The organism is Adlercreutzia faecimuris, assembly GCF_022669055.1.
GTDB lineage: Bacteria > Actinomycetota > Coriobacteriia > Coriobacteriales > Eggerthellaceae > Enterorhabdus > Enterorhabdus faecimuris.
The window spans coordinates 731,574-755,148 of the sequence record NZ_JAJMLW010000001.1 but is presented as its reverse complement, the minus strand read 5'-3'; the positions used below and the strand labels follow the sequence as shown (position 1 = coordinate 755,148).

The following is a 23,575-nucleotide window of genomic DNA, read 5'->3' as shown; positions in this document are numbered from 1 at the left end:
CTCTCCTCCGTTCCCTTAGGGACGCGGCCGGCCGGCGGCGCTCCCCTATCGCTTCACTACCAGCACGTCGCAGCGGCACGTGCGGATGAGGTGCTTCGACACGCTGCCGACGAAGGCGTACTTGATGTCCGAGTAGCCGCGCTCGCCGCAGACCACCAGGTCGGGGCCCCAGTCGGCCACCAGCTCCTCCAGCACGTCGGCCACGCGGCCCACGCCCACCTTGAAGGCGCACGACGGCACGAGCGGATCGACCTCCAGCGCCGAGAACGTGGGCGCCAGCTGCTCGGCCATGGCCTCGCGCACGCCGGCGGCGAGCGCCTGGTAGTCGGCGCCGTTGGCGTCGGCCGGCAGCGAGTCCACCACGTGGGCGAAGAACAGCGCGGCCCCGTTGGCGCGGGCCAACTCGACGGCGCGCGCGATGACGGCGCCCTGGGCCTCGGTTCCATCGAGGGCGGCGAAGATGCGTTGGTAGGTGGTCATGGGATGCTCCTGTAGATGGTCGGCGGCAGGGCGCGGAAAGCGCCCGGGGACAGGATACCCCCAACGGGCGGGGGCGGGGGCGAAACGCATGCAAGCGGCGGAAAGCCGCCCCGGCGCGCCGCCCGCGGGGGTCGCGCCCCTGGCGTCACGCGCTCACGGCGTCGTGCGCGGGCCCCGCGCGCCCGGCGCGTTCCCCTGCGCTCCGCGGGCCGGCCGCCCCGGCGCCGCCGCGGGGCCGCCCTACGCCCCGAAGAGCGTGCCGGCGATGTCCTCGAACACGGCGCGCGCGTTCCACGGCTCGACGCCGGCCGGCGTGCCCAGCGAGATGCGGTAGCGCGCCGCCGCCGACAGCGCCACCGGCACGAGCGCGTCCGTGAGCTCGGGCATCTCATCCAGCACCATGGTCGGGCAGAAGGCGGCGCCCAGGCCGTCGTTGGCCAAGCGCAGCAGGGTGAGCATGTCGTTGCTCTCCACCAGCACGCGCGGGCGCACCCCGGCGCGGCGCAGCTCGGCGTGGGCGATGCGCCCGGATATGTCGTCGACGGGCTCCAGCAGCATCGGGCAGCGCCCCAGGCCCGCCAGGCCCGCCTCGCGCGCGGCAGAGGCGGCCTCGCCCGGCGCCACGCCGAGGGCCTCGCCCAGCACCGCCGGCGTCGCCACCAGCACCACCTCCTCCTCGTAGAGGGGATGCACGTCCACGTCGACCGTCGCCCCGTCCAGCCGCGCGATCACCACGTCGGCCTCGTTGGACTCCGCCAACCTCACCAGGTCCTCGTTGGCGCCCTCGAAGACGCGCACGGCCACGCCGGGCAGGCTGCGGTGGAACTGGCGCAGGATATGGGGCAGCAGGATGCGGCTGCGCACGTTGGAGATGCCCACCTTCAGCACCCCGGCGCCGCCGATGCTCGTCTCGCCGAGCTGGCGCAGCATGCGCACGCGGGCGTCGCGCTGCTCCAGCGCGTAGGCCAGGAAGGTCTCGCCCGACCGCGTGAGCGCGAGCGGGTTGCTGCGCACCACCAGCTTGGCGTCCAGCTCGCGCTCGAGGGCCGCCAACCGCGAGCTCAGGGTCTGCTGCGACACCTGGAGCTCCTCCGACGCGCGGGTGAAGGTGCCGCTCTGCGCCAGCTGCACGAACCAGTCCCATGACTCGAGGGTCACGGCCCCTCCCTTCCGCCCCGCCGGGCCGCGCCCCGGGCGTCCCGCGCCGGGCCGGCCGGCGCGCCTGACGAGCCGCCCGCGCGGCGCGCGTCGCGCGCGTGATAGGCGACTTGAACTTCGCTCACGGCCTTTTCTACCACATTTTTTTGTGAGTTGACCGAAAATAGTTGTCAATGGAGGCCCCAGCTGCACGGCGAAGGCGTAGCATGGGAGCCGTTCCATCAGGAGACGTTTCTGTACCGGAAGACCATAGGAGGGAACCATGAAGAAAACGAAGATCCTGGCAGCGGCGGCCTGCGCCGCGCTGCTGGCGTTCGGTCTCTTCGGCTGCGGCGGCAACGACGCCAAGTCCGAGTCGAAGTCCGACGCCAAGTCCGACGCCCCGGCCGTCCAGACGGAGAACCTGCGCTTCGTCACCGGCGGCGAGTCGGGCACCTACTACGCCTACGGCAACGTGCTCGGCCAGTACGCCACCAACGGCGACTACAACGTGAACGTGTCGGCCCTGTCCGGCAACGGCTCCCAGGCCAACATCCAGGCCCTCGAGGACGGCGACGCCGACATCGCGTTCTGCCAGTCCGACGTCCTGGCCTACGCCTACGAGGGCACCAACCTGTTCGACGGCGCGCCCTACAAGGACTTCTCCATCGTGGCCGACCTGTACCAGGAGCAGGTGCAGATCGTCACCTGTGACCCGTCCATCAAGACCGTCGCTGACCTGGCCGGCAAGACCGTGTCCGTCGGCGCCGCCGGCTCCGGCGTGTACTTCAACGCCCTCGACGTGCTCGGCGTGTACGACCTGACGCTCGACGACATCAACCCCGTCTACCAGAGCTTCGCCGACTCGGCCGACTCCCTGAAGGACAACAAGATCGACGCCGCCTTCATCGTGGCCGGCGCCCCCACCACCGCCATCACCGACCTGTCCACCACCAAGACCGCCTACCTGGTCTCGATGGACGACGCCCACGTCGATGAGCTGATGGCCATCTCGCCCTACTACAGCAAGGCCGTCATCCCGGCCGACACCTACGGCCTCGAGGGCCCGGTCACCACGGTTTCCGTGGGCGCGGTCGTCATCGCCAACAACTCCGTCTCCGAGGACGCCATCTACAACTTCACCAAGTCCCTCTTCGACGGCCAGGAGAACAACGCCGACGCCCATGCGAAGTACAAGGAGCTGGTGATCGAGGACGCCGCCGCCATCACCTCGGTTCCCTACCACCCGGGTGCCGCCAAGTACTACGAGGAGCAGGAGATCGAGGTCGGCAAGTAGCCGACCCTCCCTGCCGGGTCGACGCGCGCTGCGCCGTCCCACCGCAACACCGCAAGACCAGCCAAGGGCCGCGTCGGGCACCATGCCGGCGCGGCCCTTGCCCGTATCCTTCCCTTACCTAAGCGATTTGCTCAGCGATCACCGGGGCGCCACCGGAGCGCCGGAAACGGGCCCAAATCGTTTCGGCCAGGGAAGAAGAAGGAGGTGCCCATGGCATTGCTCAAGCGCAAGAAGAAGCAGGAGAAGACCGAGGCCGAGCTTCTGGCCGCGTCCCCCGACGGGGCCGAGATCGACGCCGAGGAGGTCATGCGCAAGTACGACCGCGAGTCGAACACGCGCATCTGGGAAGGCATCCCGAAGATCGTCTTCACGACGCTGCTGGTGGCGTTCTCGGTGTACTGCATGGCCATGACGCTGCTGTCGGTGGAGCAGGCCGAGGCGCGCCTGGCCCGGTTCCTCGCGTTCATCGTCATCATCGGCTACATGATGTTCCCCGCCCGCAAGACGGGACACAAGGTCAACCACATCCCGTGGTACGACCTGGTGCTCATGGCGGCCGGCTTCGGGGCGTTCATGTACTTCGCCCTCAACTGCACCGACATCCTGCTCATGGGCGCGCGCATCCAGCCCGTGCACGTGGTGCTGGGCGTCATCGGCATCCTCGTGCTGGCCGAGCTCTGCCGGCGCTGCGTGGGCATCCCCATCATCGTGGTGGTGGCGTGCCTGGTGGCCTACGCCTTCTACTGGCAGCTGACCACCGGCAACAACGTGGCGCTCTACGACGCGCTGCGCAAGATCGTCCAGAAGCTGTTCTACACCACCAGCGGCGTCATCGGCACGCCGATCAACGTGTGCTACACCTACATCGTGCTGTTCATCATCTTCGGCGCGTTCCTCGAGCGCACTGGCATCGCGAACTTCTTCATCGCGCTGGCCAACCGCATCGCCGGCTGGTCGAGCGGCGGCGCGGCCAAGGTAGCCGTCATCGCGTCGGCCCTGTGCGGCATGGTGTCGGGCTCGTCGGTGGGCAACACCGTGACCACCGGCTCGGTCACCATCCCCATGATGAAGAAGACCGGCTACCGGCCGCCCTTCGCCGGCGCCGTGGAGGCAGCCTCCTCCACCGGCGGCCAGATCATGCCCCCCATCATGGGCGCGGCGGCGTTCCTCATGGCCGAGTACATCGGCATCCCCTACCTCGAGGTGGCCGTCATGGCCATCATCCCGGCCTTCCTCTACTTCTCGGGCATCTTCATCTCGGTGCACCTGGAGGCCAAGAAGCTGGGGCTCAAGGGCATCCCGCGCAAGGAGCTGCCCACGTTCAAGTACCTGCTGCAGAACTGCTACCTCATCATCCCGCTCGTGCTGCTGGTGTGGCTGGTGGCCTCGGGCGCGCGCACCATGGCCGTGTCCGCCGCCATCTCCATCGCCGGCGCCTTCGTCATCGGGTTCATCAACTTCCTGCTGACCAACTGGCGCGAACGCGACGAGGGCACCTCGTTCGGATCGGTCTTCGCCGAGACGTGCAAGATGGCGCTGTTCACCACCATCGACGCCTTCGCAGCCGGCGCCAAGAACGTCATCTCGGTGGCCGTGGCCTGCGCCATGGCTGGCCTCATCGCCGGGTGCATCACGGTGACGGGCCTCGCCTCCACCATCATCAACGTCATCGTCATGGCGGCGGGCGACTTCCTCATCATCGGGCTCGTGTTCACCATGCTCTGCTGCATCGTGCTGGGCATGGGCGTGCCCACCACCGCCAACTACTGCATCATGGCGTCCACCTGCGCGCCCATCCTCATGGCCCTGGGCATCAACCCCATCTGCGCGCACTTCTTCGTGTTCTACTTCGGCATCGTGGCCGACATCACGCCGCCGGTGGCACTCGCGGCCTACGCGGCGGCGGCCATCGCCAAGGCCAAGCCCATGGCCACGGCCGTCAACGCATCCAAGCTGGCCATCGCAGCCTTCATCGTGCCCTACATCTTCGCCATGAACCCCAGCCTGCTGCTCCAGGGCGACGTGACGACGGCCACCGTGGCCCTGAACATGGTCACGGCGCTCGTGGGCCTGTTCGGCGTGGCAGTGGCCCTGAACGGCTTTCTGTTCAAGGCGAAGGTCAACCCGATCCTGCGCGCGGCGCTGGTGGCCGGCGGCCTGTCGATGATGATCCCCGGCAGCCTGTCGGACATCATCGGCTTCGCCGTGGTGAGCGCCATCTGCGCGCTGCAGTGGGTGCTCGGCCGGCGCGGCCAGGGCCCCGCGAAGCTGGCGGAGGCCGAGGGGGCCGATGCCGCGGACGCCGACGTGGACGACCTGGAGCCGGCCCAGTAGGGCCGCCCCGGATACGAGGAGGGAATCATGGGAAGCCAGGAGGTCATCTGGGTCACGGGCGCCGAGGGGTTCCTCGGCGGCGCCGTCAGCGAGCATCTGCGCGAGGCGGGCTGGAAGGTGGTGGGCACCGACGCCGAGCTGAGCGTGTCCGACCCCGAGCGGCTCGAGCGCTTCGCCGGTGAGGTGATGCCCGCGGCCGTCGTGAACTGCGCCGGCATCCGCCGCGACGCCACCACGCTGAGCACGCGCATCAAGGCCTACGAGGTGAACGCGCTGGGCGCGCGCAACGTGGCCGTGGCGGCCAACGCCGTCGGCGCGCTCATGGTGCAGGTGTCGAGCGACGACGTGTACGCGGCCGTGGTACCCGAGCCCGTCAACGAGTTCGACAACCCGCACCCCACCACGCCCTACGGCAAGTCGAAGCGCGCCGGCGAGATGATGGTGCGCAACACCACCGACGACCACCTCATCGTGCGCTCGTCGTGGCTCTACCGCGCCGACAGCGGGCGCTTCAAGGACATCCTCGACGCCGCGCGCGAGGGGCGGACCTACGCCGCCCGCACCGACCAGGTGGCATCCCCCACCAGCGTCGACTTCTACTGTAAGTTTTTGGAGAAGGCGCTCGAGAAGCGCCTGACGGGCACCTTCCACGTGGCCAACACCGGCTCCACGAGCCGCTACGGCTTCGCCGCGAAGATCCTGGAGCTGGCCGGGTACGACCCCTCCGCCGTCCTGGTGGCCGAGGAGGACCCGCGCACGGCCGAGCACCTCGTGCTCGAGAGCCTGCTGCTCGAGATGTCCGGCGTCGACATCCCCGCCTGGGACGACGAGCTCGCCCGCTATATGGCGACGCTGTAGCGCAGGAGAAGGGCCCGCGAAGGGGCCGCCACCGCAGCGACGAGGGGCCCCGGCGCATGCCGGGGCCCCTCCTGCGTGCGCCTTCCCGAAGGCCGGGCGCGCCGCGTGCTAGATCTCGTCCAGGTGCTTATGGGAGTTCTCGTGGGAGAGCACCATGGCCACGAGCGCCACCAGGGCCACGGCCACCATGTACCAGGCCGGGGACATGGTGGAGCCGGTCACGGCGATGAGCCAGGTGCTCACCATGGGCGCCGTGCCGCCGAAGATGGCGTTGGCCAGGTTGAACGACAGCGCGAAGCCGGTATAGCGCATCTCGGTGGGGAACGTCTCGGTCAGGTACGACGACAGCGTGCCGTCATTGAGGGTGAGGATGAAGCACAGCGTCAGCTCCGAGATGAGCACGAGCCCGAACTGGGCGGTGTTGAGGACCATGAACGCCGGCACGGTCAGCAGCACGAACAGCAGGCACGCCGTGACGAGCATCTTCTTGCGCCCGAAGCGGTCGGACATCTTGCCGGAGATGAAGATGAACCCGACGTACACCACGAGCGCGATGTTGGTGGCCATCTGCGCGTCTCCCGTGGGCATGCCCACCGCCGTCTCCAGGTAGGTGGGCAGGTAGGTGAGCACCGCGTAGAACCCGACGGCGTTGAGCGTGCAGGCGCCGAATGAGATGACGAGCTCGCGCAGGTGGCCGCGGAACAGGTCGCGCACCGGATGCGGCGTGTCGCCCTCGTCGCCGGAGACGACCTCCTGCATGGCCTGGTAGGTGGGCGAGTCCTCGAGCTTGGTGCGGATGTAGTGGGCGATGAGCCCAAGCGGGCCGGCCAGCAGGAACGGAATGCGCCAGCCCCAGCTGAGGACGGCGTCCTGGGACAGCGCCACGTTGGTCGCGAAGGCCAGCGCCGAGGCGGCGAGCAGACCCACGGCCGTGGACGCCGGCACGAGCGAGCAGTACAGGCCGCGCTTGTTCGTGGGCGCGTACTCCGCCAGGAACGTGGCCGCGCCCGCGTACTCGCCGGCAGCGGAGAAGCCCTGCACCATGCGCAGCACGAGCAGCAGCAGCGGCGCGCCGATGCCGATGGCCGCGTAGGTGGGCAGGCAGCCGATGAGGAACGTGGCGCCCGACATGAGGAAGATGGACACCGACAGCGTCCACTTCCGCCCCTTCTTGTCGCCCATCGACCCCCAGAACAGCGCGCCGATGGGGCGCATGACGAAGGAGATGGCGAACACGGCGAAGGTGCCGATGAGGTCGGCGGTGGTGGGGTCATCGGCGGAGAACAGCACCGCCGAGATGATGACCGCGTAGTACGCGTAGGAACCGTAGTCGAACCACTCGATGAAGTTCCCGAGGAAGGACGACAGCGCGACCTTCCGGACGATGCCGCTGTCGACGGCGGCAGGGGCTTGGCTCATGGGTCTCTCCCAACTGACGGGGCGCGCCTGGGCGCAGGGGGCCGGCGCGTCCGCGGATACTGCGGCCTCGCGCGAAGGACAAGAGAGCCAACTAACCAGTCTACGGGTCGGTGCCTGCCGCCGGCGTACCGCGGGCGCCTTGCCAGCCGCCGGGATCGCGCGAGGCGCCCGCCCGCGCCCTTCCTCGGCGCCGTGCGGCGTGCCCGCCCTGTCCCGTCGGCGCGCCCTGCCGGCGCATCGACCTGCTGACTACTTGTTAACGAACGTGCCCCTCCCCCGAGGGCCAGGCCCTAGCATACCGCACGTCCGCCCCGCTCCACGCGGGAATTAACCCAGCGGCAACGCGAAGGGGCAGCGGCGGGCGGCGGCAACTGCACTCGGGACGCCGCCCTTCCCCTGCCGCGCGCGTCGGTTCGCAGGATGTTTTCCGCCAAAAATCGGACTTGTGAACCCGTGTAGCGCACCTTAACAGGCGCCAGGAAAGTTAGCTTCGGCTTTTTCCTGGGCAGACAAACGCCCAAGCGCCACGGGGACACGCACGTCGGCTGCGAACGGGTTCACAAGTCCGATATTTGGCGGAAATACGCCCCTGCCGCTACCCTTCCCCCGCCGCGAGGGCGATCAGGTCCTTCTGCGAGTGGACCCCCAGCTTCTTGTAGATGCGGTAGATGTGGCTCTTGGCCGTGGGCACCGACACGCACAGCCGCTCGGCGATGGGCTCGGCGGTCAGGCCGTCGGCCAGCAGGCGGAATACGTCGCGCTCGCGGGCCGACAGGCCGTAGGTGCTGGTCAGCAACGTCAGGCGGTGCTCGTCGCAGCCGCGGCGCTCGGCGTCGTCGAGCCGCATGAGGGACAGGTCGCTCGCGATGAGCGTCAGGTAGGGCGAGTCGGCGAACTGCGAGTAGTAGGCGTTGAGGCGCGCCACCACGCTGCGGATGTAGGGGCTCTCCCACACGTCGCGCTTGGCGGCGAACCCCACCTCCAGGTAGTAGGGCTCCTTGAGCGGCACCATCACCGTCGCGTCCCGGTCGGCCCCGGCGGCGTCCATCAGCACGTGGAAGGCGGGCACGAAGGTGATGCCCTCGTTGCTGGCCACCACGCGGAACCGAAAGGCGCTGTCGCTCGTCACCATGCGGATGGCCTGCTCGCCGAAGAGCTGCTCGGTCACGCGGCGCACGTCGCCGTCCGACGACACGATGGGCTGCGAGAGGATGTCCGCCCGGCTGAGCGCCTTCTTGCGCGCCAGGGGCGAGCGGCTCGACACGAGGGCGGAGTCGAAGGAGTGGAGGTAGGGCTGATAGACGAAGCCGTTGGCGCGCAGGCGCCCCACCAGCTCCTCGTTGCGCCGGTCGTCGGTGTTGAACAGGCACAGCAGCCCCAGGTTGACGCTGGCGTCGTCGTCGGCCCGCGCGATGAGGTTGTCCACCACCTCGGCGTTGTCGCACTGGAGGTAGCGCGCGTTGGCGAAGATGCCCTCGAAGCTGTCGGTGAGGGGGCTGAACAGCGCCGCATCGAAGGCGATGTTGTTGAGGAAGACGTTGATGGGCAGCTCGGAGGCCTGGACGGTGCGCTCGCGCACGGCGGCCACCGTCTCGGCCATGTGCCGCTGGATGGCGAGCATCTCGCGCGCGTCGTCGAGCAGCGCCTCGCCGCAGGCGGTCAGCACCAGGCGGTTGGGCGTGCGCTTGAACAGCTCGCAGCCCAGCTCAGTCTCGAGCACCGACAGCGAGCGGCTCATCCCCTGGTAGGTGATGTAGTTCTTCTGCGCCGCGGCCGCGATGGACCCCAGCTCGGCGATGTCGACGAAGTGCCGCAGGTAGCTCGTTCTCATAGTGCCCGTCCTTCCCCACAAAGAACCGCGCCCGAGGGGGAGGGTACCACCTCGGGCGCCTTCGGCAAAGCGGCGCACGTCCGCGGGCCGCGCCCACCTGCGTGCGTCGCGCGCGGGCGCGTGCCGGCCCGCGCGCGTCCCCTCCCACGTGAGCGCGGCCGGCCCCTAGGCCAGCCCCAGCAGCGCGCAGGTGGCCGGCGTAAGCGTCACCGTGATGATGACGAGCACCACGCTGGGCGCCCAGCCCACCTTCAGCATGTCGCCGAACGAGAAGTACTTGCGCTTGTTCGCATAGGACAGCAGCGGCACGCCGTCGAGCGGCAGCATGAGCGAGATGGCCGACCACCACGCCACCATGGCGCACACCGCGGCCAGGTTGCCGCCCATCGACACGATGATGGTGGCGAAGGGCACAGCGATGAGGCCGGCGCAGGCCGGGCCCGCCGGGATGACGTTGTGCAGCAGGCAGGCGATGACGGACAGCGCCACCATGGTCACCATGAGCGGCCAGGCGGTCATCGGCGCCATGACCACGGCCACCAGCCACTCGATGGCACCGGTGGCGATGAGGCCGGCCACCAGCACGTTCACGGCCATCATCAGCAGCATCATGCCCCAGGGGCTGTCGGAGAGGAAGTCGTCGAACTTGATGGCGTCCACGCCGGGGAAGAACATGAGGCCCAGGGCCACCAGGCTCACCACGGTGGTGTTGAGCGCGGGAACCCACGACCCGGCCACCCACACGACCAGCGTGCCCAGCATCACGACGACGCCGGCGATCTCGGTGCGCGGCATCGCCGGCAGCTCGTCGGCCTGGCGGATGCCGGCGTCGACGGCCTGCTGCGAGAGCGCCTCGGGCTTGAAGATGCGGGTGAGCGCGAGCCAGCCCACGGGGATGAGGATGAGGGTGGCGGGAATGCCGAGGGCCATCCACTGCACGAAGCTGATCTGCAGGCCGAAGCTCTGCTCCAGGAGGCTCAGGGTGAGCACGTTGATGATGCAGCCAGCCGGCGTCATCATGCCGCCGATGGCCGCGGCCCACGGGATGCCGATGGCCAGGCACTTCGCGAAGGGAGACTTGCGACCCAGCGGCGTGTCGTTGGCGTCGAGCACGCCGTAGGCGATGGGCAGCATCACGGCGCACAGGGGCAGGTTGTCCATGAGCGAGGATATGAGCGCCGTCACCGCCATGAAGCCCAGCAGCACGCGGGACGAGCTCGTCCCCGCCCAGCGCAGGATCATCCCCGTCAGGCGCGTGGCGATGGACGAGCGCCCGATGAAGCAGGCGAAGGCGAAGCAGCACAGGTAGAAGATGATGGCGTTGTTGATGGAGGCCGCCCACGCCTCGTCGGGCGTCAGCACGCCCAGCAGGGGCAGGATGCCCACCATGGCCCAGCCGGTGATGGCGATGGGCATGACCTCGGTCACCCAGAACACGATGGCGACGAGAAAGACGACGAGCGCCGTGAGCGCCGGCGAGGTGAGGCCGGCCGGCGCGGGGGCCAGGTAGGCCAGGGCGATGGCCGCCAGGCCCACGAGCATGATGCCCAGGCGCAGCGGCATGCTCTTCTGCTTCATAGGTAGGTCAACTCCTTCCGGGGCGCGCCCGCGGCGCCGCCCCTCGGCTCAAGCCCGCGCGCGGCGGCGCGGGATCGTTCTTGGGGGGGGTGCGGGCGCCGCCCGGCGGCAGCGCCCGCGGGTCGGGCCGGCGCCCCTAGGCGCGCGGCCGCTTGAGCAGCACGTCGTCGAAGACCACGTCCCGCTCCGTGCAGTCGGCCACAAGCTCCACGGGCTCGTAGCCGGCCGCCTCGATGGACACGCGGTAGCGCGCCTCGTCGAGGCCCTCGTGGTAGAAGTCGCCGAACTCGTCGGTGACCAGCTCGGCCGCCACGGCGCCGGCCTCGTCGCGCACGGTCACCGCGGCGCCGATGACCACCTCGTTCACCGTGCGGTCGGCGACGGTGCCGGCCACGAAGCGGCGCGGCTTGTGCAGGTAGAGCACGTGCGTGCCCAGGCCGGCCAGCTCATCGGCCCCCTCGGCGCCCGCCAGCTCGTCGGCCGCCTCGTCGGCGTCCACGTAGCGCAGGGCGCCGGTGGCGCAGGCGTCCACGCAGCGCGGCTCGGCCCAGCCGTCGTCGAGCAGGTGCGCGCAGCCGGTGCACTTCTGGGGCGCCTCCAGCTCCTCGTTCCAGTACACCATCCCCAGGGGGCACGCCTCGGCGATGGCCCGCTGGCCGCGCGCCTTCTCGGGGTCGATCACGATGAGCCCGTCGTCGCGGCGGTACACCGCGCCGTCGGTGGCGGCGGCCAGGCAGGGCGCGTCGTCGCACATGCCGCAGAAGGTCGGCGTGTAGGCCACCTTCACCACGGGCACGCGCCCGCGCTCGCGCTGGTCCACCCGGCACCAGAACTGGCCGGTGGTGGGCTGGGGCGCCGCGATGGGGCGCCAGTCGTTGCCGCAGTGCTCGTCCTTGCAGGCCAGCTGGCAGTTGAAGCAGCCGTTGCAGCGGTCGAGGTCAACCAGGATGGTCTTCATGTCCTACTCCTCCCCTTCCAGGTAGTCGCGCACGTCTCCGCCGGCGCCGCCGCGGTTGGCGCCGCGGGCGAACTGCTCGGGGTAGCGCCGCGCCAGCTCGAAGACGTCCACCTTCTCCACGCCGGCCAGGTACCCGCTCGTCACCTCGCCGCTCGCGTTGCCGGACGTGGTGGCCGTCGGGCAGATGAGGTTGATGTCGCCGCCGCGGTCGAGCCCGCCGATGCCCGGCACGATGATGTCGCTGTTGGCGCCGTGATCCACGTACACGACGCTGGGACGCACGCGCTCGGTCACCCGCGCGCCGCCGAGCACGCTGCCGCGCTCGTTGAACACGCTCACCACGTCCCCGCTCTCGATGCCCAGACGCGCGGCGTCCACGGGGTTGAGCCACACGGGCTCGTAGGCGTAGCCGTCTGGGCCGATCACCTTGCACGTCTCGATCTCGCGGAACCACTCCACGTCGTCGAACTCGGCGTGGACGCGCCAGCGCGGGTGGTTCGACTCCACGAGGAAGGGATACTTCTGCGCGCGCTCGCTCGACAGGCGGTCGTCGTGGCCGTCGCCGGCCTCGATCCAGTGGGCCACCGGCCCGCGGAAGGCGTCGTCGGGGAAGTGGTCGGCCAACCCCGTCGCGTAGAACTCGATCTTGCCCGTGGGGGTGGTCAGCGGGAAGACCTCGGGGTTCTCGTAGAAGCCCGACAGGCCCACGCGCTGATCCTGCCAGCCCTCCACGGTGGGGATGAGCTGGTACTTGCGCTCCTTGAAGGCGTCCCAGTCGCGCTCGGCCTCGGGGATGCCGCAGGCCTCGTAGCCCTCGCGCACCTGCGTCTCGGTGTCCTTGCCCCCGGTCAGGCGCTCCCAGAGGTTCTCGTAGATGCCGCCGTAGGCCTCGAGCGCGCGGGCGACGGACTGCACGGCCTCCCAGTCGGTGCGGGCCTCGCCCACCGGCTCGATGGCCTGCTCCTCGTAGATGACGGCGTTCCACTGGCCCGAGTCGGCGTCGGTGCCGAAGTCGGCCGACTCGAACTTGGTGGTGATGGGCAGCACGATGTCGGCGAAGCGGGCGTCGTCCTCGAACCACGGCACCTGCACCACGTAGCACTCCAGGTTCTCGCTGCGCAGGGCGTCGAGGTACTCGCTGCCGCCGTTCAGGCTGGTGGAGAACGCCGGGTTGTCCGACCAGAGCATCTTCACCGGGCCGTTGTCCCCCACCGGGAACTCCAGCTTGACGAACTGGTCGGGGCGGTCGTTGGCGGCCGTGCCGTGGCCGTACCAGCTGAGGCGCTCGCCGCGCAAGGCCTTGTGGACGTGGCACTTGGCGATGGTGTGGTCGGGGTTCGACCCGATGACCCAGCCGTTGAAGCAGGCGGCCGTGGAGGGTGCCACCTTCGACGGGGGCAGCGGGCTGCACGACGCCATGCCGAACAGCGTCCACTCGATGAACTTGATGGTGGTGCGGCCCGGCATGCCGATGCCCTGCATCGCCATGAGGTACACCTCCAGGCGCGCCGGCTCGGTGGCGAACGCGCTGCGGATGAACGAGCCGCCGTTGCAGTGGGCGATGGACACGTTGTGGCGGGCCCAGTAGCGCGCCAGCGCCTTGATCTTGTAGGCGGGGATGCCGCAGATGGGCTCGGCCCACTCCGGCGTCTTCGCCACGCCGTCCTCGTTGCCCAGCACGTAGTACTCGAACCAGTCGAAGCCGATGGCGTGGGTCTCGAGGTAGTCCTTCTCGTAGGTGCCCTCGGTCATCCACACGTACGCGATGGCCAGCTGGAGCGCCGCGTCGGTGTTGGGCAGCACGGGCAGCCACTTGTCGGCGTGCACGACGGCGGTGTAGTTGCAGTCCGGCGCGATGGCGATGTGCTTGACGCCGCAGTCGTCGAACCAGTAGGCCAGGCGGCTGGCCAGCTGGCCGCCCCAGGCCGACGTGTTGGTCTCCAGGTCGCAGCCCCAGTACAGCATCGCGTCGGCATGCTGGGCGATGTCCTGGGCGGTGTTGGTGGAAAGCGTGTTCTGGCCCACCGGGTCCATGCCCCAGGCGTGCTTGGCGCCCCAGTACCAGCCCTCCCAGCTATCGGGGTTACGGGCCTGCACCGTGTAGCCGCCGCACAGGTCCAGCAGGCGCGTCTGGCAGCCGTGGCAGCAGTGGACGGCCTTGCTCTCGCCATGGCCGTCGGCCTGGCAGAGGATGGAGTACGGGCCGTACTCCTCGTGCACGCGGCGGATCTCCGACGCGATGAGGCGGCAGGCCTCGTCCCAGCTGATGCGCACGTACTTGCTCGTGCCGCGGTTCTGCGGGTTGCGCTCGCCTTCCGGGTCCCAGTCGACGCGGCGCATCGGGAACGGCACGCGGTTGCGCGAGTAGGTGCGCCGCTTGTAGGTGAGGGGGAAGTTGGGCGTGGGCGTCTTCATCCCCGGCTCGAACGTGATGCCGTCTCTGCCGGTCAGGCGCCAGTAGTTCAGCTCCTCCTCCGTGTAGTCGCCGTCGAAGCGCATCGGGCGGATGCGCACCAGCCTGCCGTCGAGCACGTCGGCCGCCACCATGTTGGCGCCGCCGCCGCAGGCCTCCAGGCCCAGGTTGTGCACGACGGTGCGATCCTTGGTTCTCATGGTTCTCCTCTCCTCGGATCCGTTGGACTCTCTCTCGGGTGACCTCCCCGCCGCGGGGCTAGGCCCGCTCCTCGGCGCGCTCCTCCTCGGCGCGCACCTCGGCCACGGCGCGGTCGGACTTCACGAACACGGCCACCAGCACGGCGGCGAGCACCGCCAGCGGGGCCAGGATGAGCTGGGCGTTCACCTGGTAGCCCAGCGACGTCACCAGGGGCGACACGATGTAGCCGCCCACCACCTGCGCCAGCCCCGTGGCGAACGCCATGGTGGCCAGCACCAGGTCGGTCTTGCGCGGCTCGGGCACGAGCACCGGCGCGATGGCGCGGGTGCCGGTGGGCACGAGGGCGCCGGCCAGGCCCATGAGGATGCAGCCCGTCCAGGGGCCGGTCATGTCGGCGCCGGGGGTGTAGAAGAAGAACGCCACGCTCACGGCCACGATCAGGTAGCCCACGATCACCATGGCCTTGCGGAAGCGGTAGCGGTCGGCCAGGATGCCGAACACGATGCCCAGCGGGATGGTGATGATGGCCGTCCAGTTGGGCAGCATGGACGAGTCGAACACGCCGAGCCCCTTCACGTTCTGCAAGAACGTCGGGTAGAGCGTGTTGATGTTGGCCACGTAGACGTACACCCACACGAAGAAGACGGCGCACACCATGAAGCCGGCCAGCATGAAGTTGCGGCCGGGCGCGCGGCGGCGCGACGGGTCGCCGGCCACCAGCTCGTTCTCGGGCACGGCCGGCATCTTGCAGCTGACGAGCAGCCACAGGATGGCGATGACCTCCATCACCAGCGACACGTACCAGATGGGCTGCCAGGAGAACGCCACGCTGGTGCCGCCGGCGGCGTCGTAGATGAGCGGCGCCAAGAAGAACGCGATGACGACGCCCATGGGCGTCCACTGCGACCAGATGCCCATGGCCGCGCCCTGATTCTTGAGCGGGAACAGCCGCGGCATGATGTTGGGACCGATCACGCACACCAGGCCGTAGGCGACGCCCTCGAGCGTGCGGCCCACCAGGAAGACCGGCGCGGTGGTGGACACGGCGCACACGACCGAGCCGACAAGCTGGATGCAGGCGGTCGCCACGATGGACGACTTCACGCCGCAGCGCTGCATCACCCACATGCCAGGGTAGGCCAGAAGCATGCCCGCGATGGAGAACACGCCCATGATCTGGCTGAGCATGTCCACGGGCATCCCCAGGTCGACGCCGATGTACTGGATGGCCGGCGCCACCTTGAACTGGTTGAACGTGGCGGTGAAGCCCAGGAAGAACAGCGCGGCGAAGCAGAGCCACCGCTGCGCGGGCGTGAGCTGCCCCGGCTGAACGCCGAACTTCGACACGGAAAGCGTCATGAGATCCCCTCTCTCTCCCATTGCCGTCGAACCTGGGGGCAGTATGCAAAACGCGCGGGCCGAGGCGGAAGAAGCGGGGTATTACGCGGGATTGAACGAAACGTTGAGACTCATACGCGCCCGAGGAGCCGCCCGGAGGCGTGGCGAGCGGGGCGCCGGCGTTTGCGCAGGTGGAAGGCGATGCCGCCGCTTACCGGCGCGCGAGAGGGCGGCAGCGAAATCATACCGGGAGCGGGGTCGAGCGCCGCGCGCCGCGCGCCGCGCTCCGCCCCCCTCGCCGTGCGTCGCGCCGCAGGGCGTTTTCCGCCAAAAATCGGACTTGTGAGCCCGAATAGCGCGCCTTGAACGGCATCGGGAAAGTTAGCTGCGGCTTTTTCCTGGGCAAACGGGCGCCCAGGCGCGGCATGGGCACGCACGTCGGCCGCACGCAGGTTCACAAGTCCGATTTTTGGCGGAAACAAGCCCCGAGTTATGCGCGGCAGAAGCCGGGCCCGCGCGGGACGCCTAGGCGATGCGGGGATCGAGGTCGGGGTCGGCCTCGGGGGCGGCGGGGACGGCGGGCGCAAACGCGGGTTCCGCATCGCCGGCGAGCGCGGGCGCATCCCCGTCCGTGGACGCCTCTGCGCGCGCCGGCGTCCCGCGTAGGGCGCCGAGCGCCGGCAGGGCGCCCCCGGCGATGATGAGCGCGCCGCCGGCGAGCGTGGCAGCCGACAGCGGCTCGGCGAACACAAGGGCGCTCGCCGCCAGCGACACGACGCACTCCCAGTACGATATGGTGGCGTACTCGACCGCCGGCAGGTTGCGCCCGGCCACGAGCAGACACCCCATGCCCACCGGCCCGCAGATCACCCACAGCGCCACGGCGAAGCCCCAGTTGGCCGGCGCCAGGGCAACCTCGCCCAGGGGCCACGCGCCCGTCATCGCGAAGGCGACGGTCAGCGAGCCCGCGCTGGCGAACAGGAAGTTCCACACACCGCGCACCGTGGAGTCGCAGTCCTTGCGGTAGCCGTTGCAGAACAGCGACACGCCGTAGAATACGCCCGAGAGCAGGCCCATCGCGTTGCCGAGCCCCATGAGCGGGTACTCCTCCGACGCGGTGCCCAGAAGCGACCCCACCGCAAGGCCGCCCTCGTCGAAGCCCACGAGCCCCGAGGTCAGCAGCATCCCGGCGAACACGGCGGCCAGGCACGCCCCCTGGAAGCGGCTGATGGGCTCCTTGCGGAACACGCGCGCCAGCAGCGTGCAGAACAAGGGCCCGGTGTAGATGAGGAAGACGGCGTTGGCAAGCGTCGTCAGCAGCGCCGCCACCATGTAGAAGGCGAAGGACACGCCGGCCAGCAGGCCGCCGAGCGCGATGGCCGGCGTCAGCCGCGTGCGGCGAAACAGGCCCGCCTTGCCCGTGGCCAGCAGCAGCACGGCGAAGAAGGCCAGGCCCATCACCATGCGCCCCACGGTCATGAACGCGCCGATGGACTCGCCGCCCACCAGCTCGGCGCCGAAGAACTCGACGCGGGTGGCGCCGCGCGTGAGCAGGCCCGACAGGCCCATGCCCGTCGTCGCCACGAGCACCGCAGCCACGCCGAGCCGCCGGTTCATCTGGTAGTCGTCACCCACGTGCGTCCCTTCTCCGAAACGCCCGCTATTGTACACGGGTTGTGCCGCTCGCGGGGAGGGGATGTGGAGCGTTGGTGGATGCGGGCGGGCCGGGGTACACTAGGCGTCATGAAATCCCTCAACATGCACAGCGAGGCCGATCAGGCCCTCCCCCTTCGCGCGTCCGATTCCCTCGCGCTCCCCCATCTGCCCGAGCCCGCCAAGCCGCGCCTCTACGGCTACCGCGACTGCCTGGACGGCACCGCGCCCGCGCCCAAGGACGCCCTGGGCAAGGCGGTGTTCGGCATCCTCATGGGCGGCGGCATGGTCACGTTCATGACCACCTTCAACGGCCTGCGCCACACCGGCCTCGACTTCCTCGCGTCGTCCCACTGGCTCTACCCGGTGGTGTTCTCCATCGCCATGGGGATGCGGCTGCTCTACGCCAACCGCGCGGTCGACGCCGTGGCGCCGCGCCTCATCTTCCCGCACCTGACGGGGGTGGCGCGCACCGCGGCGATGTCGGCGCTCAACGTGAGCTTCATGGCGCCGGTCATGGCCGTGTTCACGGCGCTGCTGCTGAAGGGACCCGACAACCTCGTCGCCAACGCCTGGGGCGAGCTGCCCTTCGTCATGGCCGTGGCCATCCTCGTGAACCTGCTGGTGGTGGGCCCGGCCGTGCGCCTGCTGTACCACAACGTCATCATGCCGGCCACCGGCGCCCGCCTCGTCCAGGCCACCCAGCGCTTCGCCACCACCTGGGCCGGCATCTTCACGGGGTAGGACGGCCGACACGACCAACCGCCAACGTGAAGCGCCCGCTCGTTCGAGCGGGCGCTTCTGGTTCTGGAGCCGTGCGCCTCTACGCCTCGTGGGGGTAGACGCCGTAGAAGCGGTTGAGGGGGTTTCGGCGCTGATCCTCGATGGCGAAGACGATGACCTGGCGTTCCTCCTCGTCCACCGTGTAGTAGACGCCGTAGCGGCCCGCGTAGGCGACGCGCACCTCGAAGGGCAGCCGCATGGCCTCGTAGTCGGGATCGTAGACGCGCCCGATCTCGGGAAGGGTGTCGAGGATGAGGAGCATCTTATCCACCTTGGCAAAATCATACTTCGAGGGAATGCCCCGGTAAACAACCTCGGCCTCCTGGGTGAGCGTTACGGCATAAGCCGCCCTGACCCCTTCTTCGTCTTCCCTCATTCGAGCCCCATCTCCCTTCGAATGTCATGCAGCGGCGTCACCTTGCCGGCCTGAGCCTCCTCGTAGGCGGCCATCAGGCGCTCCTTGAGCGCCTTCTCGTAGTCGTAGACCTCGCGGCGAAGGCGCTCGTGCACCTCGTAGGCGCGGGCGTCCATGATGACGAGGTCGGCGCGGCCGTTGCGGGTGATGTAGACGGGCTCGGGGCTGTTCTCGACCAGCTCGTAGATCTCGCTGATGTTGCGCTGCAAATCCGATGCGGTCCTGATGATGGGCATAGCGTCCTCCGTTCCACGTGCCGACACGCCCAGTATAGCAGGGTTTCAGAAAATATTCTGAATTAGCTGACGAGAAGAGCCTTCGACGCAAAAAAGAGGGCCCGCTCTCTCGAGCGGGCCCTCCGGGTTCGCTGGGGCCGCGCGGGCCCCGCACTTGCGGGGCGCTGCGGCCCCGCGTGCTTGCTGGCGTCAGCCGACGAGTGCTAGTCCCACATCTCCGGGCGCACCAGGGTAGAATCCGGCACGCGGTTCGGGAAGTAGTCCTCGCAGCCGCCCTCGCGGTAGACGTCGGCGGTGCAGCAGTGCAGGCCGCCGCCGAACGGGTAGGCGTCGCGCAGGTCGCAGGGGATGACGTTCATGCCCAGCTTGTCCATCTGCTCCATCTGGTGCACCTCGGACGCCTCGACGACGACGGTCTTCGGGTCGAGCACCAGGCAGTTCATGGACAGCCACACCGAGCTGTAGCACAGCGCCGGCGGCTCGTCGTGGGCCGGCTGGGCCGCCTCGACGATCTGCCAGTCGTTGGCCTCGAAGATGGCGCGCTGCTCCTGCGGCAGCGGGCGCACCGGGTTGTTGATGATCAGGCCCGGGCGCAGCGGCACGAAGGTGGCGTCGATGTGGATGGGGTACGGGTCGCCGGGGAAGTTGACGGCGTGGATGCGCAGGTCGGGATGGTAGCGCTGCATCCAGTCCATGGCGGCGCGGTTGGTGGTCAGGCCGTGCTGGACGAAGATGTCCTTGCCCATGCGCATCCAGTCCGCGGCGTCCCACATGGGCTCGACCTCGGTGGTGACGAAGTCCTTGTTGGCGGTGCGGACGAGGCGCTCCTCGATGGAGATGGACTCATCGTAGTAGTTGTGCTTGTAGGACTTGTCGGTCAGGCGCGGGCGCGGGGCCTGGGTCCAGATGAACTCCGGATCCTCCTCGAAGTACTTCTCCATGAGCGGCCAGTAGGCCAGGTACTCGAAGTAGCGGCTGCGGAAGGACTGGGCGGCGGCCATGATCTCGTTGCCGATGGTCAGCAGCACGTCGCGCGGGGGCATGCAGCCCATCATGGAGTCGTTGGTGAAGTCCGGCGTGCCGATCTTCTGGTTCCACTGCAGCGGGGTGGGGCGATCGACCTTGATGCCGCGATCCTCGAGGATCTTGACCAGGCGCTCCAGCGCCGCGTTGCCCTTCTCCACCGTCTCGAGCGGGCGCAGGCCCCACATGCCGCGCATGTCGGAGTCCACCGGCACCTTCTCGGAGGAGGCGGGCTCCTCGGGCGGGATCATCCCGTTGTCGCAGCGGCCGACGATGACATGCTTCAGCGGATCCCAGTCATTCCAGGAATTGACGATCTTCGGCATGAAAATCTCCTTTCGTGTTTTACAGCAGTGACGTTATACCACCTTTTGGTAACAGGTGCATTAACTAAGTTGACGGATGCGATTCGCCTTCGCGCCTTAGGCGATGTGGCCCAGAAAGTCCTTGGTGCGGTCGGACTTCGGGTGGTCGAAGACCTCCTCGGGCGTGCCCTCCTCCACGATGACGCCGCCGTCCATGAAGATGACGCGGTCGGCCACGTCGCGGGCGAAGCCCATCTCGTGGGTGACCACGATCATGGTCATGCCGCCGCGCGCGAGCTCCTTCATGACGCCGAGCACGTCGCGCACGAGCTCCGGGTCAAGCGCGCTCGTCGCCTCGTCGAACAGCATCACGTGCGGGCGCATGGCCAGGGCGCGCGCGATGGCCACGCGCTGCTGCTGGCCGCCGGAGAGCTCGGCGGGCTTGTAGTCGATGCGCTCGCCCAGGCCCACCTTCGTCAGCTCCTCGACGGCGATGCGCTCGGCCTCCTCCTTCGAGCGGCCGAGCACCTTGCGCTGGGCCAGCATGACGTTGCCCTTGGCGGTGAGGTGCGGGAACAGGTTGAAGCTCTGGAACACCATGCCCAGCTGGGCGCGCACCTTGTTGATGTCCACCTTCTTGCCGGTGATCTCGGTGTCCTCGAAGAAGATGCGGCCGTCGGTGGGGGTCTCCAGCAGGTTGATGCAGCGCAGCATGGTGGACTTGCCCGAGCCGGACGGGCCCAGGATGACCACCACCTCGCCGCGGTACACCTCCAGGTTGACGTTGCGCAGCACGACGTTGTCGTCGAAGGCCTTCTTGAGCCCCTCGATGCGCACGACGGGCTCGTCGTAGTTCACGTGGCTGCCGGGGGCGCCGGTCTTGTCGTCCATGGGATCCTCCTTCGGGGCTTCGGGCCTAGCGGCCGGCATCGGCGGTGTCGTTCTTGATGACCGGCTGGGAGGTCAGCGCGTCGGTGACGTAGGCCGTGACGCCGGCGGAGTCGGTGCCCTGCAGCGGCTTGGCGGCGCCGGGGCGGTGCTTGCGGCGCGGGCGGCCGCCGGCCAGCCGGTGCTCCAGGCGCCCGACCACCTTCGCCAGCGGCAGCGTGATCACCAGGTAGAAGCACGCGGCCACGATGTAGGGCGTGATGGACCCGGTGGAGGCCACGATGGTCTTGGCGTACATGACCACCTCCATGACGCCCACGGCCGCCAGCATCGAGGTGTCCTTGTACAGCAGGATGAACTCGCTGGTCATGGTGGGGATGACGCGGCGCACCGTCTGCGGGATGATGACGAAGATCATCGTCTGGGCGCCGTTCATGCCCAGCGAGCGCGCCGCCTCGGTCTGCCCGGCCGGGATGGACTGGATGCCCGCGCGGAAAATCTCGCACAGGTAGGCCGCCGAGTTCATCGACAGCACCACGACGCCCAGCGGGAACGACGGGATCTGGATGCCCGCCAGCGGCAGGCCGAAGAAGGCGATGTAGATCTGCAGGAACAGCGGCGTGCCGCGCACCACGTTGACGTAGAGCGACGCGATGCCGCGCAGCAGCCGCAGCCTGGCCATGCGCATGAGCGACAGGCAGAGCCCGATGGGGATGGCGATGGGGAACGCCACGGCCACGATGGCCACGGCCATGAGGAAGCCCTGGAACACGATGGGGAAGCTGCTCACCACGATGCTCGGGTTGAAGAACAGGCGCAGGAACTTGTTGGAGTTCCACGCCTTCACCCAGTCGGACTCCTCGAGCGCCTTGGACAGCTGGTCGACGGGCGAGACGCCCTCCACCATGATGGGCGTGATGTCCTCCACGGGCATCGTCGTGCCGTCCTCGAGCGTGTAGGTGCCCTTGATGGGCATCTCGCCGCCGGAGGTGGGGAAGGTCACCTCGTAGATCTCGGCGCGGACGTAGGCCCCGGCGGGCAGCGGCTCGTCGAAGGTGGCGATGAAGGTCTCGCCGTCCGAGGCCAGCTGGGCGTCGATGGTCGTGCGGTCCATCAGCTTCTCGCCCGACAGCATCGTGAGGCGCGCATCGTCCGTCGAGAACGTGGTGCCGGCCGGGAAGGTGATGGACAGCCCCGCGACGGGCTCGTCGGCGTCGGCCTGGCCCTCCCAGGTCAGGCGCGTCTCGCTGCCGCCGTACACCTCGGATCCGGTGTTGCCGTTGGGGCGTGCCGTGCACTTGGCGGTGTCGAGGGCGAGGGCGGACAGCGGCGCGGACAGCACCATCGCCGCGGCCAGGGCCAGCGCGGCAAGCGCGGCGAGGGCGCGGCGCGCGGGCGGCATCAGGCGGATCGCAGGGGTAATCGCAGGTAGCATGGCATGTCCTCGGAAAAGTCGCGGTTAACAACAGGCAAGGCCCCTCCCCCCGAAGACGGGAGGAAGGGCCCCTGGCATCAGCGGCGCGGGCCTGTCGGCTCGGCTAGAACCACTTCTGGGTGAGCTCCTCAAGCGTGCCGTCGTCCTTGAGGGCCTTGATGGCCTCGTTGAGCTGCTTGGTCAGCTCCGGGTTGTCCTGGGACACGACGGCGGCGTACTCCTCGCCCGTGGCGATCTCGAGCACCACGCGCGCGTCGGAGTAGGCGTCCTTGAGCATGCGGTTCACCACGGCCAGGTTGGTGCACACGGCGGTGGCGTTGCCGGACTGCATCGCGGCGAAGCAGTCGGTGGAGTTGCCGTAGCCCTGAATGGTGGCGTTCGGGAAGTTCTCCTGGGCGAAGGTCTCGCCGGTGGTGCCGGTCTGCACGGCGATGATGACGTCAGCCTGGTTCAGGGCCTCGGCGGCGTTGTCCTCGGTGATGGAGGAGGAGTCCATGACGGCCACGGCCTGGTCGTCGATGTAGAAGCTCTCGGTGAAGTCGATCTCCTTGGCGCGGTCGGGGTCGACCGAGAAGCCGGAGACGCCCACGTCGCCCTGGCCGCCGGCGGCGATGGCCGGGATGATGGCGTCGAACTGCAGGGGCACGATCTCAAGCTCGAGGCCCATCTTGTCGGCGATGGCGTTGAACAGGTCTACCTCGAAGCCGACGATCTCGCCGTTCTCCAGGTTCTCGAACGGCGGGTAGTCCGGCGAGCTGACGATGGTCAGCGTGCCGTCCTTCATGAGGGTCACCTCGGCCGGGGCCTCGGTCTTGGGCTCCTCGGCCTTCTTGTCGTCGGCGGGCTTGGCATCGTTGCCGCCGGAGCAGCCGAACAGGCCCAGGGCGGCCACCATCGCGGCGCTGACCGCGAGCACACCCCACTTCTTCATCTTCATTCGCTTTCTCCCTTCCCTTATGTGCGCTCCAACGCGCTAAAGCGATTGATTCGCCC

The 23,575-nt window shown here is 68.8% G+C and carries 19 protein-coding genes; 4 read left to right on the top strand and 15 right to left on the bottom strand.

What is annotated here, in order from left to right; genetic code table 11:
- Window positions 1-45: 45 nt before the first annotated feature.
- Both LPT13_RS02520 and LPT13_RS02515 read right to left on the bottom strand, forming a co-directional pair.
- On the bottom strand, window positions 46-480 hold the full coding sequence (locus LPT13_RS02520) for a universal stress protein (protein WP_242163175.1): 435 nt from the start codon (window positions 478-480) through the stop codon (window positions 46-48).
- Between the two features lie 240 nt (window positions 481-720).
- Window positions 721-1,638: a LysR family transcriptional regulator gene (locus LPT13_RS02515; protein WP_242163174.1), complete on the bottom strand. Its 918-nt coding sequence runs from the start codon at window positions 1,636-1,638 to the stop codon at window positions 721-723.
- A 262-nt stretch (window positions 1,639-1,900) separates the two neighbouring features.
- Here LPT13_RS02515 and LPT13_RS02510 point away from each other — a divergent pair, with 262 nt between their 5' ends.
- The 3 genes from LPT13_RS02510 (at window position 1,901) to LPT13_RS02500 (ending at window position 6,106) form a co-directional block, all read left to right on the top strand.
- A complete protein-coding gene (locus tag LPT13_RS02510; RefSeq protein WP_242163172.1) occupies window positions 1,901-2,914 on the top strand; it encodes a TAXI family TRAP transporter solute-binding subunit in 1,014 nt (337 codons plus the stop codon).
- Window positions 2,915-3,124: 210 nt separating this feature from the next.
- Entirely contained in the window at window positions 3,125-5,248 is a 2,124-nt protein-coding gene (locus LPT13_RS02505; protein WP_242163169.1) for a TRAP transporter permease, read from the top strand.
- A 27-nt stretch (window positions 5,249-5,275) separates the two neighbouring features.
- Window positions 5,276-6,106: an SDR family oxidoreductase gene (locus tag LPT13_RS02500; protein ID WP_242163168.1), complete on the top strand. Its 831-nt coding sequence runs from the start codon at window positions 5,276-5,278 to the stop codon at window positions 6,104-6,106.
- Between the two features lie 108 nt (window positions 6,107-6,214).
- Here LPT13_RS02500 and LPT13_RS02495 read toward each other — a convergent pair whose 3' ends face one another.
- The 7 genes from LPT13_RS02495 to LPT13_RS02465 all read right to left on the bottom strand — a co-directional run bounded on the left by LPT13_RS02495 (window position 6,215) and on the right by LPT13_RS02465 (window position 17,479).
- Window positions 6,215-7,525, bottom strand: a complete 1,311-nt coding sequence (locus tag LPT13_RS02495; protein ID WP_242163165.1) for an MFS transporter — start codon at window positions 7,523-7,525, stop codon at window positions 6,215-6,217.
- 595 nt (window positions 7,526-8,120) lie between these two features.
- Window positions 8,121-9,356 (bottom strand): LysR family transcriptional regulator, encoded by a 1,236-nt coding sequence (locus tag LPT13_RS02490; protein WP_242163163.1) that lies wholly within the window; start codon window positions 9,354-9,356, stop codon window positions 8,121-8,123.
- Window positions 9,357-9,521: 165 nt separating this feature from the next.
- A complete protein-coding gene (locus LPT13_RS02485; protein ID WP_242163161.1) occupies window positions 9,522-10,934 on the bottom strand; it encodes an SLC13 family permease in 1,413 nt (470 codons plus the stop codon).
- A gap of 136 nt (window positions 10,935-11,070) precedes the next feature.
- Window positions 11,071-11,892 carry a 4Fe-4S dicluster domain-containing protein gene (locus LPT13_RS02480; protein WP_242163159.1) on the bottom strand — a complete coding sequence of 274 codons (822 nt, stop codon included), beginning with the start codon at window positions 11,890-11,892 and terminating at the stop codon, window positions 11,071-11,073.
- A gap of 3 nt (window positions 11,893-11,895) precedes the next feature.
- Entirely contained in the window at window positions 11,896-14,505 is a 2,610-nt protein-coding gene (locus LPT13_RS02475) for a molybdopterin-dependent oxidoreductase (RefSeq protein ID WP_242163157.1), read from the bottom strand.
- Between the two features lie 58 nt (window positions 14,506-14,563).
- Entirely contained in the window at window positions 14,564-15,865 is a 1,302-nt protein-coding gene (locus LPT13_RS02470) for an MFS transporter (RefSeq protein WP_242163155.1), read from the bottom strand.
- Between the two features lie 504 nt (window positions 15,866-16,369).
- Entirely contained in the window at window positions 16,370-17,479 is a 1,110-nt protein-coding gene (locus LPT13_RS02465) for a DMT family transporter (protein ID WP_242163153.1), read from the bottom strand.
- A gap of 108 nt (window positions 17,480-17,587) precedes the next feature.
- On the opposite strand from LPT13_RS02465, the gene LPT13_RS02460 reads away from it, so the two are divergent.
- Complete coding sequence (locus tag LPT13_RS02460) at window positions 17,588-18,241, top strand: hypothetical protein (protein ID WP_242163151.1); 654 nt, start codon at window positions 17,588-17,590, stop codon at window positions 18,239-18,241.
- A 79-nt stretch (window positions 18,242-18,320) separates the two neighbouring features.
- Here LPT13_RS02460 and LPT13_RS02455 read toward each other — a convergent pair whose 3' ends face one another.
- The 6 genes from LPT13_RS02455 to LPT13_RS02430 form a co-directional block, all read right to left on the bottom strand.
- On the bottom strand, window positions 18,321-18,551 hold the full coding sequence (locus LPT13_RS02455) for a hypothetical protein (RefSeq protein ID WP_242163149.1): 231 nt from the start codon (window positions 18,549-18,551) through the stop codon (window positions 18,321-18,323).
- A gap of 101 nt (window positions 18,552-18,652) precedes the next feature.
- The gene (locus LPT13_RS02450) at window positions 18,653-18,931 is read right to left on the bottom strand and encodes a type II toxin-antitoxin system Phd/YefM family antitoxin (RefSeq protein ID WP_242163146.1); all 279 of its coding nucleotides are present in this window, start codon (window positions 18,929-18,931) and stop codon (window positions 18,653-18,655) included.
- Window positions 18,932-19,134: 203 nt separating this feature from the next.
- Window positions 19,135-20,280, bottom strand: a complete 1,146-nt coding sequence (locus LPT13_RS02445) for a serine/threonine protein kinase (protein ID WP_242163144.1) — start codon at window positions 20,278-20,280, stop codon at window positions 19,135-19,137.
- A gap of 96 nt (window positions 20,281-20,376) precedes the next feature.
- Window positions 20,377-21,150, bottom strand: a complete 774-nt coding sequence (locus LPT13_RS02440; protein ID WP_242163143.1) for an amino acid ABC transporter ATP-binding protein — start codon at window positions 21,148-21,150, stop codon at window positions 20,377-20,379.
- A 25-nt stretch (window positions 21,151-21,175) separates the two neighbouring features.
- Window positions 21,176-22,582, bottom strand: coding sequence for an ABC transporter permease subunit (locus tag LPT13_RS02435; RefSeq protein ID WP_242163141.1), 1,407 nt, complete (start codon window positions 22,580-22,582; stop codon window positions 21,176-21,178).
- A gap of 103 nt (window positions 22,583-22,685) precedes the next feature.
- Complete coding sequence (locus tag LPT13_RS02430) at window positions 22,686-23,519, bottom strand: ABC transporter substrate-binding protein (protein ID WP_242163139.1); 834 nt, start codon at window positions 23,517-23,519, stop codon at window positions 22,686-22,688.
- Between the last annotated feature and the right edge of the window lie 56 nt (window positions 23,520-23,575).

Excerpts from the sequence above, each read along its gene's own strand:
- LPT13_RS02470 (WP_242163155.1), bottom strand. The coding sequence starts at position 15,865 with ATGACGCTTTCCGTGTCGAAGTTCGGCGTTCAGCCGGGGCAGCTCACG.
- LPT13_RS02480 (WP_242163159.1), bottom strand. The coding sequence starts at position 11,892 with ATGAAGACCATCCTGGTTGACCTCGACCGCTGCAACGGCTGCTTCAAC.
- LPT13_RS02435 (WP_242163141.1), bottom strand. The coding sequence starts at position 22,582 with ATGCTACCTGCGATTACCCCTGCGATCCGCCTGATGCCGCCCGCGCGC.
- LPT13_RS02450 (WP_242163146.1), bottom strand. The coding sequence starts at position 18,931 with ATGCCCATCATCAGGACCGCATCGGATTTGCAGCGCAACATCAGCGAG.
- LPT13_RS02495 (WP_242163165.1), bottom strand. The coding sequence starts at position 7,525 with ATGAGCCAAGCCCCTGCCGCCGTCGACAGCGGCATCGTCCGGAAGGTC.
- LPT13_RS02485 (WP_242163161.1), bottom strand. The coding sequence starts at position 10,934 with ATGAAGCAGAAGAGCATGCCGCTGCGCCTGGGCATCATGCTCGTGGGC.
- LPT13_RS02460 (WP_242163151.1), top strand. The coding sequence starts at position 17,588 with ATGAAATCCCTCAACATGCACAGCGAGGCCGATCAGGCCCTCCCCCTT.
- LPT13_RS02510 (WP_242163172.1), top strand. The coding sequence starts at position 1,901 with ATGAAGAAAACGAAGATCCTGGCAGCGGCGGCCTGCGCCGCGCTGCTG.
- LPT13_RS02500 (WP_242163168.1), top strand. The coding sequence starts at position 5,276 with ATGGGAAGCCAGGAGGTCATCTGGGTCACGGGCGCCGAGGGGTTCCTC.
- LPT13_RS02440 (WP_242163143.1), bottom strand. The coding sequence starts at position 21,150 with ATGGACGACAAGACCGGCGCCCCCGGCAGCCACGTGAACTACGACGAG.
- LPT13_RS02490 (WP_242163163.1), bottom strand. The coding sequence starts at position 9,356 with ATGAGAACGAGCTACCTGCGGCACTTCGTCGACATCGCCGAGCTGGGG.
- LPT13_RS02520 (WP_242163175.1), bottom strand. The coding sequence starts at position 480 with ATGACCACCTACCAACGCATCTTCGCCGCCCTCGATGGAACCGAGGCC.
- LPT13_RS02445 (WP_242163144.1), bottom strand. The coding sequence starts at position 20,280 with ATGCCGAAGATCGTCAATTCCTGGAATGACTGGGATCCGCTGAAGCAT.
- LPT13_RS02505 (WP_242163169.1), top strand. The coding sequence starts at position 3,125 with ATGGCATTGCTCAAGCGCAAGAAGAAGCAGGAGAAGACCGAGGCCGAG.
- LPT13_RS02430 (WP_242163139.1), bottom strand. The coding sequence starts at position 23,519 with ATGAAGATGAAGAAGTGGGGTGTGCTCGCGGTCAGCGCCGCGATGGTG.
- LPT13_RS02475 (WP_242163157.1), bottom strand. The coding sequence starts at position 14,505 with ATGAGAACCAAGGATCGCACCGTCGTGCACAACCTGGGCCTGGAGGCC.